Below are 14,130 nucleotides of genomic sequence, written 5' to 3' on the forward strand. Positions count from 1 at the left end.
GTAGGCGCCGATTTCCCTCGCCACGCGCTTCAGCAATCCGATCAGCCCGGTGGCGATGCCGCGGCGGCGATGGGTGCCGGCCACCGCCAGGTCGTAGAGATAGATTTCGCTCCGGGCCTGCTCGAACTTGGGTAGGACGTAAGCGGCGAGCCCGCCGACCGCCGTCTCCCCGTCGAATGCCCCCAGCGCGATGAAGCGCGGATCGTCCAGCAGGCGGCCGAGATAGTCCGCGTCCGGTTGCGCATGCGAATACGTCGGTACGTCGCCGAATTCGCGACCGAACATGTCCAGCACGCCGCGCATCGGCGCCACGTCCCGTGAATCCAGCCGGCGGATCGCGATGCCGTCCATGCCGCGAATGGATCAAGCCGCCGGCTTGAAGCGCAACCGCGCCACAGTGCCGCCATCCGGGTCGGCGTCGAGGTCGAGCCGCCAGCCGAGGTGTTCGCACAGGCGTGCGATCAGGTCGAGGCCGATGCCGCCGCCGTCGCGGCTTTCCCCGCGGGCCAGCCTCGCATAGATCCGGGCGACTTCCTCCGGGCTCATGCCGTGGCCGGGGTCGGCGATGGTCACGCTGGCGTCCGCGTCGAGGCGGAGCCGGATCGTGCCGCGGTCGCTGTGTTCGATGGCGTTGCGCAACAGGTTGCCGATCGCCGCCTGCACGATGCCCAGCGGCGCCGCGATCTCGCATTCGGCCAGCGCTTCGATGCGCAGCTCCAGCTGCTTGTCGCGGGTCAGGGGACGGTGGTCGTCGACGATGTCGGGCACCAGCTCGTGCAAGGCGACGCGATCGGCGGCGGCGGCCAGCCGCTTCGGGTCCTTCGCCAGCACCAGCAGCAGCGCCACCAGTTGCTCGACCTGCTGGGTGCCGCGCAACACGCGCTGCAACTGCTCGCGCGCGGCCGGGCCGAGACCGTCCTGCTGTGCGGCCAGTTGCGCCGCGCCGGCGATGGCCGCGATGGGCGTGCGCAGTTCGTGGCTGGCGGTATCGATGAAGGCGCGCTCGCGTTCGACGAAGCGCTCGTTGCGCTGCAGGTAGGCGTTGAAGGCGTCGGCGATGACCTGCAGTTCCTGGCTGTCGTTGGGGCCGGTTTCGATGCGCTGGCGACCGCGCTCGGGGCGCAGGCGCGCGATGGCGTCGGCCATCGTGGCCAGCGGGCGCACGATGCGGCGCACGCCCAGCGCCAGCAACACGCCCAGCACCACTACCACCACCAGCGTCGCGGCGAGCACGCGCAGGCCGACCGAGGTTTCCATGCCTTCGAACTCGGTGACATCCAGCGCCAGCGCCAAGCGGCCCTGCGGCGAATCCTGCACCTGCACCACGCACAGCTTGCCTTCGACCCAGACGTCGTCGTGCAGGCCGGGCCCCATCTGCGCCAGTTCGCGCGGCGGCGACGGTCCGCCCTGCCAGCGGTACAACCGCAGGTCGTTGCCGTCGCGCCAGCGGTAGCCCGGTTCCTCTTCGCTGCGCTGCAGGTAACGGTTCATTTCCGCGTGCAGCAGCGAGCGCCACACGGTGCGTTCGGCCTGCTCGTGGAGCGCCAGCCCGGCGATCGCCAGGGCCACCGACAACAGCGCGACATAGGCCAGCAGCCAGCCGAGCAGGCGGCGCTGCAGGCGCGGACGCGGGCGCGGCTCAGTCGCCATACGCAGGCTCTCCGACCACGGCGAGGCGATAGCCGATCCGCGGCAGGGTGTGCAGCAACTTGGTCGCGAACGGTCCGTCGACGCTGCGCCGCAGTTCGTACATGTGGGAGCGCAGCATGTCGCCGTCGGGCGGTTCGTCGCCCCACAGCGCGTATTCGAGGCGTTCGCGGGTGACCGCAGCGGGGCTGGCTTGCATCAGCACTTCCAGCAGCTTGCGGCAGGCCGGATACAGGCGCAGCGGCTGGCCGGCGCGGCTGGCCTCCAGCGTGGCCAGGTCCAGGCGCAGGTCAGCCACTTCCAGCACGCGGCTGCGGCTACGGCCGCCGGCGCGCGCCAGCAGCGCTTCCAACCGCACTTCCAGCTCGGGCAGGTCGAAGGGCTTGGTCAGGTAGTCGTCGGCGCCGGCGCGGAAACCGGCGATCTTGTCCGGCAGTTCGTCGCGCGCGGTCAACATGATCACCGGCAGGTCGCTGGCGTATTCCTCGCGCAGGCGGCGCAGCACTTCGCGTCCATCCATGCGCGGCAGGTTCCAGTCCAGCAGCAGTGCGTCGTAATTGCCGGTGGTGGCCAGATGCAGGCCGGTCACGCCATCGGGCGCGGCATCGACGTGGTGGCCGCCCGCCTCGAAATAATCGAACAGGTTGGCGACGAGGGTGCGGTTGTCTTCGATCACCAGCAGACGCATGGGGGGTCCGGCCGACCGCGCGACACGCGCGGCGTCGCCGAATTCTCCCACGCCCGGCGCATGAACGCAGTGCATGCGTTAACGCGCGGGTAACTCCGCTCCGACCGTTCTCCGACAGCGCGGCTCGCAGCATCGCAACCGTTGCGGGGACGTACGCCGCCCGCGGATGCCACTCGATGCCGCTTTCTTCCCGCAAGGAAACCGCCCGCTTTTCCTTTTCGCCCACCCCCGTCCCGCTGGGTCCGCACCTGGGCGTACCACTGGCGCTGTTTGCGCTGGCCGTGTGCTGGCTGGTGCTGCTGCACGGCGACTTGTGGGTCGCCGACCGCCTGTACGCGTGGGAAGGCCATGCCTGGGCCTTGCGCCATGTCTTCGCCACCCAGGAACTGATCCACGTCGGCGGCAAGCGCCTCAGCCTGCTGGCATGGCTGGCCGTGGCCGCGTTGTATGCCGCCACGTGGCGATTGCCGCGACTGCGCGAATGGCGCCGGCCGCTGCTGTACCTGCTGGTCGCGGTGGCACTGGGGACCGGGCTGGTATCGGCGCTGAAGCACTTCACCGACATGGACTGCCCCTGGGACATCGACCGTTACGGCGGCCTGCGTCCTTACTTCAACCTGTTCACGCCGCGTCCGCACGGCCTGCCGCGCGGCATGTGTTTCCCTGCCGGGCATGCCAGCGCGGGCTACGCGTGGGTGGCGTTGTACTTCTTCTTCCTGGCGACGCGGCCGGCGTGGCGTTGGCGCGGCCTGGCCATCGGCCTGGCAACCGGCGCAGTGTTCGGGATCTCGCAGCAACTGCGTGGGGCGCACTTTCTCTCCCACGACATATTCGCGATGATCCTCTGCTGGGGCGTGGCTTTGGGGAGCTACTACATGCTGTATCCCGCCGTACGCCGCGCACCCGGGGAAACCGGCGCGCGACCGCTGGCCAGCCGCCAAGGCGCGCCCGCATGAGCACGCAAGCCGCGGACGCGGCCACGTGGCGCACGCCGACCGGCGCGATGGCATGGTTGCGCCGCCGGCCGGTGCTGAGCACCGATGTACTGGTCCTGCTGACCAGCCTGTATTTCACCGTGTTCTGCAACGGGGCGTTCTGGCGCAACGCCATCGTCGCGCCGTCCCTGCAATGGAAGCTGGCGCTGGCGTTGTTCGTGGTGGTCACCGCGTTGCACACCTTGCTGTTGGGAGTGTTCACCCATCGCTGGTTCGCGAAGCCGCTGCTGACCGTGCTGATCCTCGCCGTGGCGGCGGCCGCGCATTTCATGTCCGCCACCGGCGTGTACCTCGACCCGGACATGATCGGCAACGTGATCCGCACCGACTTCAAGGAATCGCACGAACTGTTCACCTGGTCGCTGCTGGTCGCGCTGCTGCTGGCATTGGTGCCGATCGCGCTGTTGTGGCGCGTGCAGCTGAAGCAGCGGCCGTGGCGCCGCGCGCTGCTGTCGCGGCTGGGCCTGCTGGCCGGCGCGCTGGCGGCGCTGGCGCTGGCCGCGTTCCTGTCCTACCAGGACCTGTCGTCGCTGCTGCGCAACCATCGCGAAATCCGCTACCTGATCACGCCGTACAACCTGGTGGTATCGACCACGCAGGCGCTGACCGCAACGCCGCCGGGTTCGAAGAAGCCGAAGCTGCCGGTCGGCGAAGACGCGAAACAGGCCGCGCGCGCGCCGGGCGCGAAGCCGCGGCTGCTGGTGATCGTGGTCGGCGAAACCGCGCGGGCGATGAACTGGGGCTTGAACGGCTACGCCCGCGATACCACGCCGGAGCTGCGCAAGCTGGACGTGGTCAATTTCCCCGACGTCACCTCGTGCGGCAGCGCCACCGAAGTCTCGCTGCCATGCATGTTCTCGCCCTACGGCCGCCACGACTACGACCAGGGCCGGATCCGCGAGCACCAGTCGCTGCTGCACGTGCTGGAGCGCGCCGGCATCAAAACCGGGTGGCGCGACAACCAGACCGGCTGCAAGGGCGTGTGCGACGGCCTGGCCTTCGAGTCGCTGGAGAACGCGACCGTACCGCAGTGGTGCAGTGGCGAACGATGCTTCGATGAAGTGTTGCTGGATGGATTGGACAAGGCGATCGCGCCCGGCACTGGCGACCGCGTGGTCGTGCTGCATCCGCTGGGCAACCACGGGCCGAGCTACTACCAGCGCTATCCGCCGCAATTCGAGCGATTCACGCCGACCTGCAAATCCGACGACCTCGGCCGCTGCGATCGCCAGGGCATCGTCAACGCCTACGACAACGCGCTGCTGTACCAGGATCATTTCCTCGCCCGGACCATCGCCGGCCTGCAAGGCCGCAGCGATTACGACACCGCGCTGATCTATGTGTCCGACCACGGCGAATCGCTGGGCGAAAAGGGCCTGTACCTGCACGGCGTGCCGTACGCGATCGCGCCGCGCGAACAGGTCAAGGTGCCGATGGTGATGTGGTTCTCGCCCGGCTTCGCCAGCGATACCGGCCTGGACACCGCCTGCCTGCGCCGCGAAGCGGCCATGCCGGCCAGCCACGACAACCTGTTCCCGTCGGTGTTGGGGTTGATGGACGTACGGACGAAGGTCTACGACGCGAGCCGCGACCTGTTCGCGCGTTGCCGCGCAGCGCCACGTTCCTAGACGGCGTAGGGTGGGCACGCCTTTTGTGCCCACCGCTCGCGCGAGCATCCCGAAGGTGGGCACAAAGGCGTGCCCACCCTACATCCGTGCGGTCATTCGTCTTCCGGCAGCACCAGGCTGTCCGGATCCAGCGACAACCGCCCCGCCATCAGCACCGCCTGGGTGCGGTTGGTCGCGCCGAGCTTGCGCAGGATCGCGGTGACATGGGCCTTGATCGTCGCTTCGGACACGCCGAGGTCGTAACCGATCTGCTTGTTGAGCCGCCCGGAGCCGAGCATCTGCAACACGCGGAACTGCTGCGGGGTCAGTTCGCGCAAACGCTGCGCGGTTTCGCGCTCGTCGTGGCCGATGCCCGGCGCAGCAAGCGCCTCTTCCGGCGCCCAGCGCTCGCCGTCCAGCACCTGGCCGATGGCCGTGGCGATCGTCGCCGAATCGGCCGACTTGGGAATGAAGCCGAGCGCGCCATGGTCCAGCGCGCGACGCATCACCGCCGCTTCCTCGCGTGCCGACACCACCACCACCGGCAACTGCGGATGCGCGGCGCGCAGGTGCACCAGCGCGTTGAAGCCGTGCGCACCGGGCATGTTGAGGTCCATCAGCAGCAGGTCGGCGTCGGGATTGGCCTCGACCATGGCGTACAGCGCGTCGACGCTGTCGGCTTCATGCAGCTGTGCGTCGGGCAAGAGCCGCTGCACTGCGCCGCGCAGGGCCTCGCGGAACAGGGGATGGTCGTCGGCGATCAACAGGGTGGTCATGCGGCGATCCTTGCGAAAAGCAAATCCCCCTCAGTCCCCCTTTCGCAAAGGGGGAAGATGGAAAGCGAGGTTTTCCTACAGGAGGTTGGGAGCTTCCCCCCTTTGCAAAAGGGGGGCAGGGGGGATTTGCTCTTCACATGCTCACTTATGCCCCGCACCTCAAGCACTTCGCCCGCAAGCTGCGCAGCGGCATGACCGACGCCGAGCAACGGCTGTGGTCGCGCTTGCGACGGAAGCAATTGCACGACGTGCAGTTCTATCGGCAGAAACCACTCGGGCATTACATCGTGGACTTCTACGCTCCTGACGCACGGCTGGTCGTCGAGATCGACGGCGGGCAACACTTCGAGCCGGCAGGAATCAGGCGCGACCAACGGCGTGATGCCTGGTTGCGGAGCGTGGGCCTGCACGTACTGCGCTTCGACGACAGGCAAGTGCTGCTGGAAACGGATTTGGTGCTGGAGGCGATCTGGCAGGCAATGAACGTGCGGCGCTAGAAGCAAATCCCCCCTGCCCCCCTTTTCCAAAGGGGGGAAACCAACCCCCCTCTTTTGCGAAGAGAGGGGACAGCACCTCCCCCTTTGCAAAAGGGGGACTGAGGGGGATTTCCGCTTTTCCAATCTCACCTCACCTTCCGCTCCTCGACCAGCGACGCCACCACGCTCGGATCGGCCAGCGTCGAAGTGTCGCCGAGCTGGTCCGGCGCGTTCTCGGCGATCTTGCGCAGGATACGGCGCATGATCTTGCCGCTGCGGGTCTTCGGCAGGCCCGGCGCCCATTGCAGGTGGTCGGGCGTGGCGGTGGGGCCGATCACCGTGCGCACGTGCACGATCAGTTCCTTCATCAGTTCGTCGCTGGGCGGCTCGCCGGCCTTCAGGGTCACGTAGGCGTAGATGCCCTGACCCTTGATGTCGTGCGGGAAACCGACCACCGCGGCCTCGGCGACCTTCGGGTGCGAGACCAGCGCGCTTTCGACCTCGGCGGTGCCGATGCGGTGGCCGCTGACGTTGATCACGTCGTCGACGCGGCCGGTGATCCAGTAATAGCCATCCTCGTCGCGGCGGCAGCCGTCGCCGGTGAAGTAACTGCCCGGGTAGGTGCGGAAATATGTGTCGATAAAGCGCTGGTGGTCGCCGTATACGGTGCGCATCTGGCCTGGCCACGAATCCAGCAGCACCAGGTTGCCTTCGGTCGCCCCGTCCAGCCGCTTGCCATCCGCATCGACCAGCGCCGGCTGCACGCCGAAGAACGGCAGCGTCGCCGAACCGGGCTTCAGGTCGGTGGCGCCGGGCAGCGGCGTGATCAGGATGCCGCCGGTTTCGGTCTGCCACCAGGTATCGACGATCGGGCAGCGCGAGTCGCCGACCGTTTCGTAGTACCAGCGCCAGGCCTCCGGGTTGATCGGCTCGCCGACGCTGCCGAGCAGGCGCAGCGACTTGCGCGAGGTCTTCTTCACCGGCGCTTCGCCCTCGCGCATCAACGCGCGGATCGCGGTCGGCGCGGTATAGAAGATGCTGACGTTGTGCTTGTCGATCACTTCCCAGAAACGCGACACGCTCGGGTAGTTGGGCACGCCCTCGAACATCAGCGAAGTCGCGCCGTTGGCCAGCGGGCCATAGACGATATAGCTGTGGCCGGTGACCCAGCCGACGTCGGCGGTGCACCAGTAGATGTCGTCCTCGCGCAGGTCGAACACCGCCTCGTGGGTGTACGAGGCGAACAGCAGGTAACCCGCGGTGGTATGCAGCACGCCCTTCGGTTTGCCGGTGCTGCCGGAGGTGTAGAGGATGAACAGCGGATCCTCGGCGTTCATCCGCTCGGGTTCGCATTGCGCCGGCTGCGGACCGACCACTTCGTCGAACCAGCGGTCGCGCGGCATCTGCATGTCGATCGCGCCACCGGTGTGGCGGACGACCAGCACGGTTTCGACGGTGTTGGTGCCCGGCATCTTCAGCGCGGCGTCGACGTTGGCCTTCAGCGGCACCTTCTTGCCGCCGCGCAGGCCTTCATCGGCGGTGATGATCAGCTTGCTGCCGCAATCGGCGACCCGGTCGGCGATGGATTGCGGGGCGAAGCCGCCGAACACCACCGAGTGGATCGCGCCGATGCGCGCGCAGGCCAGCATCGCCACCGCGGCGTCGACGATCATCGGCAGGTAGATGGTGACGCGGTCGCCCTTCTGCACGCCCAGCGCGCGCAGGGCGTTGCCCAGCTTGCACACGCGCTCGTGTAGTTCGCGGTAGCTGACCCGTTGCGACGGCGCGTCGGGGCTGTCCGCTTCGAACAGCAACGCGGTCTTGTCGCCGCGCTTGTCCAGCTGGCGGTCCAGACAGTTGACGCTGACGTTGAGCTCGCCGTCCTCGAACCACTTGATGCGGAAATCGTCGAGGGCGTAGCTGACGTTCCTGATCTTCGTCGGCTTGCGGTACCAGTCGAGGCGCTCGGCCGCCTTGCCCCAGAACGCGTCGGGATCGGCGACCGAAGCGGCATAGTCGCGCTGGTAGGCGGCGCGGTCGATGCGCGCCTTGGCGGCGAATTCCGGCTTGACCGGATACAAGTCAGTCATGGGGGTCCTCCCGGGACGTTGGAGCGGGTGAAGCGGCGATTCTGAAGCATGGCCAGCAGGGACGCGAACCGAAAAACGGGCGGCGCCCGCCAGATCGCGCCGTATTGCCCAAGTTTGCCGCATCCGTCATTTCCGCGATGCAGCAACCCGCTTAGACCTTGGTCGTAAGCGCGTGGCCATCCGCCCCGGATTCGACCAATGGGGAATAGGCGCATGCGTGGCGCCACGCGCAGCCTTGGCCGGCCGCATCGACGGCGACATCGGCGTGCAACGGGAGAGGGCCCCATGACTACGCGCTTCATCACCAACACCACCGCGTCGCGCGCACCGGCCAGGCGGCCGTTGGCCGGCGCGTTGTTCATCGCTTTGCTGGCGCCGGGACTGGCGTTCGCGGGAACCGCCAAGGAGAAGGAGCTGGAGGCGCGCATCGCGCAACTGGAAGCGCAGGTCCAGGCGCTGCTCAATTCGCAGCAGCAGCAACAGACCCAGCTCGCCGATACCAAGACCCAACTCGACCAGGTCAAGGCGGCGCAACCGGCGCCGTTGCCGGCCGGCAAGCAGCCGATCCAGCGCACCGCGATCAACACCGCCGGCAATCCCGGCACGACGTTCTCCTACGGCGGTTTCGTCAAGCTGGACGCGATGGTCACCGACACCAGCGACGGGCGTATCGCCGACGGCAGTTCAGGTCGCCTGTTCTACGTGCCCAGCACGATCCCGGTGGCCGGCGCCGGCGTCGATGGCGGCGACCCCTACACCGACGTGCACGCGCAGTTCTCGCGCTTCTGGCTCAGCGCCGACACCGTCACCGACGGCGGCGACAAGCTGAAGGGCTACGTCGAGATGGATTTCTTCGGCGGCGGCAGCAATGCGCTGGTCGGTAACGAAACCTCGACCAACACTTACGCAGTCAGCCTGCGCCAGGCCTACGTGCAATGGAACAACTGGCTGGCCGGCCAGAGCTGGAGCAACTTCCAGGATGTGGCCGCGTTGCCCGACGCGGTGGACTTCGTCGGCGTCACCGACGGCACCACCTTCGTGCGCCAGGCCCAGGTGCGCTACACCAAGGGCAAGTGGTCGTTCTCGGCGGAAAACCCGCAGACCACCATCGGCAACGTCGCCACCGGCGCACGCTTGTCCAATTCCGGCGACAACGTGCTGCCCGACCTGACCGGCCGCTGGCTGACCAAGGGCGACTGGGGCCACTTCACCGTCGCCGCGCTGCTGCGCCAGTTCAAGTACCTGGACGAAACCGACACCGGCGCCGCGATCAGCGTGTCCGGCAAGTTCAACCTTGGCAAGAACGACGATATCCGCTACATGGCCAACGCGGGCAGCGGCATCGGCCGCTACATGGCCTTCGGCCTGGGCAGCGACACGGTGCTCGACGCGAACGGGCGGCTGCATGCGCTGGATGGCTATGGCGGCTTCGTTGCATGGCGCCATGCCTTCAGTTCCAAATTGCGCGGCAACCTGATGTACTCGGCGGCGGTGTTCGACAACGACCGCAGCCTGCCCGGATGGGGCGCAGGCAGCTGGGGCGTGACCGAACGCGCGCAATCGATCCACGCCAACCTGATCTATTCGCCGTTCCCGAAGCTCGACGTCGGCGCGGAGATCGGCTACGGCAAGCGCGAGGTCGAAGACGACCGCGAAGGCGATCTGAAGCGCATCCAGACCACCGTCAAGTACAGCTTCTGAGGGAAACCCAATGAATACGACAACCTTGAAGCATTCGCCCGCGGGCGAGCTCACCCAAGGCCACAAGAAGGTCATTTTCGCGTCCAGCCTGGGCACCGTCTTCGAGTGGTACGACTTCTACCTGTACGGCTCGCTGGCGGTGATCATCGGCAAGCAGTTCTTCGGTGGCCTCAACGACACCAGCCAGTTCATCTTCGCCCTGCTCGCTTTCGCCGCCGGCTTCGCGGTGCGGCCGTTCGGCGCGTTGGTGTTCGGCCGGCTGGGCGACATGATCGGGCGCAAGTACACCTTCCTGGTCACCATCGTCATCATGGGCCTGTCGACCTTCCTGGTCGGCATCCTTCCCAGCTACGCCAGCTGGGGCATCGCGGCGCCGGTCATCCTGATCACCCTGCGCCTGCTGCAGGGCCTGGCCCTGGGCGGCGAGTACGGCGGCGCCGCGACCTACGTGGCCGAGCACGCGCCCAACGGCAAGCGCGGCCTGTACACCAGCTTCATCCAGACCACCGCGACGATCGGCCTGTTCTTGTCGCTGATCGTGATCTGGTGCTGCCGCAACTACTTCGGCAAGGAAACGTTCGAGGAATGGGGCTGGCGCGTGCCGTTCTGGGTGTCGATCGTCCTGCTCGGCGTGTCGGTGTGGATCCGCATGCAGCTGGCCGAATCGCCGCTGTTCCAGCAGATGAAGGCCGAAGGCAAGACCTCGAAGGCGCCGATCACCGAAAGCTTCTTCTCGAAGAACGGCCGCATCGTCTTGCTGGCGCTGTTCGGCGCGACGATGGGCCAGGCGGTGGTCTGGTACGGCGGGCAGTTCTACGCCTCGTTCTTCCTCAGCAAGACCCTGAGCGTGGACCCCAACACCGCCGACATCCTGATCGCCATCGCCCTGGCCCTGGCCACCGGCGGTTTCATCTTCTTCGGCTGGCTGTCCGACAAGATCGGCCGCAAGAAGATCGTGCTGGCCGGCTGCCTGCTGGCGGTGCTGACCTACTTCCCGGTGTTCAAGGCGCTGACCCACAACGTCAATCCGGCGCTGGAAGAGGCCGTGGCCAGTTCGCCGGTCACCGTGACCGCCGACCCCGCGCGCTGTGCGTTCCAGTTCGATCCGGTCGGCAAGAAGACCTTCAAGCAGTCCTGCGACATCATCAAGTCGGCGCTGGCCAAGAAGGGCATCCCGTACAACAACGCGCCGGCCACCGCGGGCAGCGTGGCCACGGTCAGCGTGGGCGGCACCACGCTGAACAGCTTCGAAGGCGAAGCCTTGTCGAAGGACGACTTCAAGGCCCAATCCGACGCGTTCGGCAAGCAGCTCGCCGCCGCGCTGAAGACCGCCGGCTATCCCGAGAAGGCCGACCCGGCCCGGATCAACACGCCGATGGTGATCTTGCTGCTGACCTACCTGGTGCTGCTGGTGACCATGGTGTACGGGCCCATCGCGGCGTGGCTGGTCGAACTGTTCCCGACCAAGATCCGCTACACCTCGATGTCGCTGCCGTACCACATCGGAAACGGCTGGTTCGGCGGCTTCCTGCCGTTCACCGCGTTCGCCATCGTGGCCGCCACCGGCAACATCTACAGCGGCCTGTGGTATCCGGTCATCGTCGCGGCGATCACCGTGGTCGTAGGCCTGTTGTTCCTGCCGGAAACCAAGGACCGCGACATCACCGCCTGACCCCCTCCCCACGCCGGGCGCGTCCCGACCCCTCGCGCCGGCCCCTCGTGGGCCGGCGTTTCTTTTCCGCATTGCGGCAATGACCTCCTGCCCATGCCGCATTGACGGCGATGGCGCTATCGTCGGCGCTCTTTCGTGCCCGTCCGGGAGGACCCGACCCATGCGCCATTCACGCACCCTGTTGTTCGCCGCGCTCGCCTGCGCGCTGGCCGCCTGCAAGCCGGCGGCGACGCCCGAGGCCGCCGCGCCGGCCGCGCAAACCGCTCCCGCCGCCCCGGTTTCGGGCATCGACCTGGCCGGCATCGACAAGTCGGTGAAGCCGGGCGACGACTTCGACGAATACGCCAACGGCGCTTGGAAGAAGGCGACCGAGATCCCGGCCGACCGGGCCGGGGTGAGCACCGGTTTCTACGTGTTCGAAAAGGCCGAGAAGCGCAACGCCGAACTGATCCAGGGCCTGGAGAAATCCAATCCCGCCGCCGGCAGCAACGAACGCAAGATCGCCGACTACTACGCCGCGTTCATGGACGAGGCCGGCATCGAATCGCGCGGCCTGGCGCCCCTGCAGCCGAAGCTGGACAGCGTGAACGCGATCGCCGACGCCGCGGGCCTGTCGCGCTACTTCGGCGCTGCGATGCGCGCCGACACCGACCCGCTCAACGCGACCAACTTCTATACCGAGAACCTGTTCGGCCTGTTCGTCGCCCAGGGCCTGGAAGATCCGTCGAAGAACGTCGGCTACCTGATGCAGGGCGGCCTGGGCATGCCCGACCGCGAGTACTACCTCGCCGGCGACAAGGACATGGCCGCCAACCGCGCCGCCTACCAGAAATACATCGCCGAGATTCTGAAGCTGGCCGGCGACGCCGATGCGGAGAAAAAGGCGAAGGCCATCTTCGACCTGGAAATGAAGATCGCCAAGGCCCACGCCAGCGTGGTCGACAGCCAGGACATCCACAAGGCCAACAACCCGTGGCCGATGGCCGATTACGCGAAGAACGCGCCGGGCATCGACTGGACCGCGTTCTTCGACGCGGCCAAGCTGTCAGGCCAGCAGACGGTCTTCGCCTGGCAGCCGGACGCGATCAAGAAGCTCTCCGCGCTGGTCGCCAGCGAGCCGTTGCAGACCTGGAAGGACTACCTGCGCTTCCACGCGATCAACCACAGCGCCGGGCTGCTGCCGAAGGCCTACGCCGACCTCAGCTTCGGCTTCTACGGCACCCAGTTGAACGGTACGACGAAACAGCGCGACCGCTGGAAGCGTGCGATCGGCGCGACCAATGGCGCGCTCGGCGACGCCATTGGCCAGCTGTACGTGAAGCAGTACTTTCCGGCCTCGTCCAAGGCCAAGGTCGAGGACATGGTCAAGAACATCCTGGCCACGTTCCGCGAAGGCGTGGACAAGCTGGAATGGATGACGCCGGAAACCAAGAAGACCGCGAAGGCCAAGGCCGAAACGATGCTGATCGGCGTCGGCTATCCGGACAGCTGGCGCGATTACTCGTCGCTGGAAGTGAAGCGCGACGACCCGCTGGGCAACGCGCTGCGCGCCGAGGAGGCCGAATACCGCCACCAGACCGCCAAGCTCGGCAAGGCGCCTGACAAGAAGGAATGGTGGATGACGCCGCAGACGGTCAACGCGGTGCAGCTGCCGCTGCAGAACGCGATGAACTTCCCGGCGGCGATCCTCGAAGCGCCGTTCTTCGACCCGAACGCCGACGCCGCCGCCAACTACGGCTCCATCGGCGCGGTGATCGGCCACGAGGTCAGCCACGGCTTCGACAACCTCGGCTCGGAATTCGATGCCGAAGGCCGCCTGCGCAACTGGTGGACCAAGGAAGACGCGGCGCACTTCAAGGCGGCGACCGACAAGCTGGTCGCGCAGTACGACGCCTACGAGGCCCTGCCCGGCCTGCACCTCAACGGCAAGCAGACGCTGGGCGAGAACATCGCGGACGTCGCCGGCCTGCAGGCGGCGTACATCGCGTACCACAAATCGCTCGGTGGCAAGGAAGCGCCGGTGATCGACGGCCTGACCGGCGACGAGCGCTTCTTCCTCGCCTTCGCCCAGGCCTGGCGCGCCAAGCAGCGCGACGCCGCGTTGCGCGCGCAGGTGATCGGCGACGGCCACGCCCCGGCACGCTACCGCGCGTTGACCGTGCGCAACATCGACGTCTGGTACGACACCTTCAAGGTCAAGGAAGGCGAGAAGCTGTACCTGAAGCCCGAGGAGCGCGTGAAGATCTGGTAAGCCTACGCCATTTGGATAAAGAGAACGCCGGCGAAAGCCGGCGTTCTCATGTCGGAAAAGGTTCAACGATTCGACTAGCCGAAGGTACGCTGGCGTTGTACGCCGTCCTTGCGGAAATTGCGGAAACGATTGCCAGATCTTGCGCGGAAGTCCGCGTGTAGAAACCCGATTGACACCCCATCGCGCGCGCCACCAGAATCCATGTCACTGCCACGTCGGGCCCGATC

General features: G+C 67.0%; 11 protein-coding genes. 6 read left to right on the forward strand and 5 right to left on the reverse strand.

All coding sequences use genetic code 11. The features are described from left to right. The 3 genes from J5837_RS05280 to J5837_RS05290 all read right to left on the reverse strand — a co-directional run. On the reverse strand, window positions 1-351 hold a 351-nt coding region (locus J5837_RS05280; protein WP_210535653.1), incomplete at its 3' end, for a GNAT family N-acetyltransferase. A gap of 12 nt (window positions 352-363) precedes the next feature. Next, window positions 364-1,650, reverse strand: a complete 1,287-nt coding sequence (locus J5837_RS05285) for a sensor histidine kinase (protein WP_210535654.1) — start codon at window positions 1,648-1,650, stop codon at window positions 364-366. Then, on the reverse strand, window positions 1,640-2,335 hold the full coding sequence (locus J5837_RS05290; protein WP_210535655.1) for a response regulator transcription factor: 696 nt from the start codon (window positions 2,333-2,335) through the stop codon (window positions 1,640-1,642). Before J5837_RS05290 ends, J5837_RS05285 begins: the two co-directional genes overlap by 11 nt. A 176-nt stretch (window positions 2,336-2,511) precedes the next feature. On the opposite strand from J5837_RS05290, the gene J5837_RS05295 reads away from it, so the two are divergent. Next, on the forward strand, window positions 2,512-3,291 hold the full coding sequence (locus tag J5837_RS05295; protein ID WP_210535656.1) for a phosphatase PAP2 family protein: 780 nt from the start codon (window positions 2,512-2,514) through the stop codon (window positions 3,289-3,291). Continuing rightward, complete coding sequence (locus J5837_RS05300; protein ID WP_210535657.1) at window positions 3,288-4,958, forward strand: phosphoethanolamine transferase; 1,671 nt, start codon at window positions 3,288-3,290, stop codon at window positions 4,956-4,958. Before J5837_RS05295 ends, J5837_RS05300 begins: the two co-directional genes overlap by 4 nt. A 92-nt stretch (window positions 4,959-5,050) precedes the next feature. On the opposite strand, the gene J5837_RS05305 is transcribed toward J5837_RS05300, so the two are convergent. After that, the gene (locus J5837_RS05305) at window positions 5,051-5,713 is read right to left on the reverse strand and encodes a response regulator transcription factor (protein ID WP_210535658.1); all 663 of its coding nucleotides are present in this window, start codon (window positions 5,711-5,713) and stop codon (window positions 5,051-5,053) included. Window positions 5,714-5,850: 137 nt separating this feature from the next. On the opposite strand from J5837_RS05305, the gene J5837_RS05310 reads away from it, so the two are divergent. Beyond that, entirely contained in the window at window positions 5,851-6,210 is a 360-nt protein-coding gene (locus J5837_RS05310; RefSeq protein WP_210535659.1) for an endonuclease domain-containing protein, read from the forward strand. Between the two features lie 125 nt (window positions 6,211-6,335). On the opposite strand, the gene acs is transcribed toward J5837_RS05310, so the two are convergent. Continuing rightward, a complete protein-coding gene (acs, locus tag J5837_RS05315) occupies window positions 6,336-8,279 on the reverse strand; it encodes an acetate--CoA ligase (RefSeq protein WP_210535660.1) in 1,944 nt (647 codons plus the stop codon). A 285-nt stretch (window positions 8,280-8,564) separates the two neighbouring features. Between acs and J5837_RS05320 the strand changes: the two genes are divergently transcribed. From J5837_RS05320 to J5837_RS05330, 3 genes are all read left to right on the forward strand, one after another. Next, window positions 8,565-9,980: a DcaP family trimeric outer membrane transporter gene (locus J5837_RS05320; protein WP_210535661.1), complete on the forward strand. Its 1,416-nt coding sequence runs from the start codon at window positions 8,565-8,567 to the stop codon at window positions 9,978-9,980. Window positions 9,981-9,990: 10 nt separating this feature from the next. Beyond that, window positions 9,991-11,652, forward strand: a complete 1,662-nt coding sequence (locus J5837_RS05325; protein ID WP_210535662.1) for an MFS transporter — start codon at window positions 9,991-9,993, stop codon at window positions 11,650-11,652. Between the two features lie 160 nt (window positions 11,653-11,812). Then, window positions 11,813-13,903 carry a M13 family metallopeptidase gene (locus tag J5837_RS05330; protein ID WP_210535663.1) on the forward strand — a complete coding sequence of 697 codons (2,091 nt, stop codon included), beginning with the start codon at window positions 11,813-11,815 and terminating at the stop codon, window positions 13,901-13,903. The last annotated feature ends 227 nt before the right edge of the window (window positions 13,904-14,130 follow it).

Origin of the sequence: Pseudoxanthomonas helianthi (assembly GCF_017939625.1) — a bacterium.
Lineage (GTDB): Bacteria > Pseudomonadota > Gammaproteobacteria > Xanthomonadales > Xanthomonadaceae > Pseudoxanthomonas_A > Pseudoxanthomonas_A helianthi.